We start from the raw sequence: 1,271 nt of genomic DNA, 5'->3' as shown, positions 1-1,271 counted from the left end.
CGTAAACGGGGCGAGGGGGCTCATATGTCGAGCTCGATCTCCAACCCCCTCATCTCGCCCAACCCCTTATCTTAGCGCCTATGGACGTCCTCGTCCGCTCTTGGAGACGCAGCGTATCGTGGCGAGCAAGAGCGGACGAGGACGTCCGCGCTCCCAGGTTACCCGATGATGGCAAAGGCTTCGCGCGTCGCGCCGGAGGCCGAGCGGACGGGCTTGAGGCCGACGCGCTGCACATGGCGGGCCAGGGTGGCGGCGGCATCGTCGGGTCTGCCGGCGCGCAGGGCCGCCAGGATGGCGCGGTGGTCCTGGTCGGTCGGGGTTTCCCATTCCGAGCGCCAGGCCGCGAACAGGAAGCGGGCGCTGGCGGCATGGAGGTCATCGATTGCCGCCAGCAGGCGCGGCATGCGGCAGGGGGCCAGGATCAGGCGATGAAAGCGGCGATTGGCCTCTTCCCAACTGCGCACATCGCGCGAGCGGTCGCCGGCCTTGGTCGCTTCCTCGGCTTCGTCGAGGATGGTGGCGGTGAGATGCGGCGCGGCCTGGCGCAGGGCCAGCACCTCCAGGGCCGCGCGCATCTGCGCGACCTCCTTGACCTCTTCCAGGTCGAAAGCGGCGACACGCACGCCGCGCCTGGGCTCGCTCACCGCCAGGCCTTGCGCCTCCAGGCGCCGGAAGGCCTCGCGCACCGGCACGTGGCTGGTGGCGAATTCCTCGGCGACATGGTCCTGGCGCAATCGGGCGCCGGGCTCGATCGCACCGGAAATGATGCGATCCGCCAGCACCTTGGCGATGCGGATGGCGATGGTGTCGTCCTTGGGTCCGCTCATGATTTATAGATAATTTTGGAGAGGCCGATTTGTCGAGGGATGTTGTCGGAACGTAGGATTGGTGTGCCGATCTCCTGATCGGCATTCTTGGAAATTATACGGAAGCCAAGAAAGAAGATGCCGATCTGGAGATCGGCACACCATGTCTCGAATGCCTTGCCGCGTGAGGTCGGCGCTCGTCGATTCGGCGCCTGGAATTTCGCTCTACCCCGCCGCCACCGGCAGAGCACGCTTGTGGGCGCTGGCGCGATAGGTCGACAGGATGCGCTGATGCGAAGCCTCGGCGATGGGCTTGCCCTCCAGGAAATCGTCGATCTCGTCATAGGTCACGCCATAGGCGTCCTCGTCCGGCTTCAGCGGCACATTGGTCTCGAGATCGGCGGTCGGCACCTTGAACACCAGCTCGCGGGGGGCGCCGAGATGGGCGGCGAGGGCCCGCACCCG

At 66.4% G+C, this 1,271-nt stretch carries 1 protein-coding gene and 1 pseudogene; both read right to left on the bottom strand.

Annotated features, from left to right (window positions below; all coding sequences use genetic code 11):
* Positions 1–158: 158 nt before the first annotated feature.
* Positions 159–827: a GntR family transcriptional regulator gene (locus BA190_RS35010; protein ID WP_068299832.1), complete on the bottom strand. Its 669-nt coding sequence runs from the start codon at positions 825–827 to the stop codon at positions 159–161.
* Between the two features lie 204 nt (positions 828–1,031).
* Positions 1,032–1,271 (bottom strand): annotated as a pseudogene (locus BA190_RS35005) (NAD(+) synthase); the annotation flags it as partial.

The organism is Labrys sp. WJW (genome assembly GCF_001676615.1).
Taxonomy (GTDB): Bacteria; Pseudomonadota; Alphaproteobacteria; order Rhizobiales; family Labraceae; genus Labrys; species Labrys sedimenti.
The sequence above is the reverse complement of the archived record's forward strand: the minus strand, read 5'-3'. Positions and strand labels throughout refer to the sequence as shown.

Bases quoted from the DNA above. Each gene is read 5' to 3' on its own strand.
- BA190_RS35010 (WP_068299832.1), bottom strand. From the start codon at position 827: ATGAGCGGACCCAAGGACGACACCATCGCCATCCGCATCGCCAAGGTG.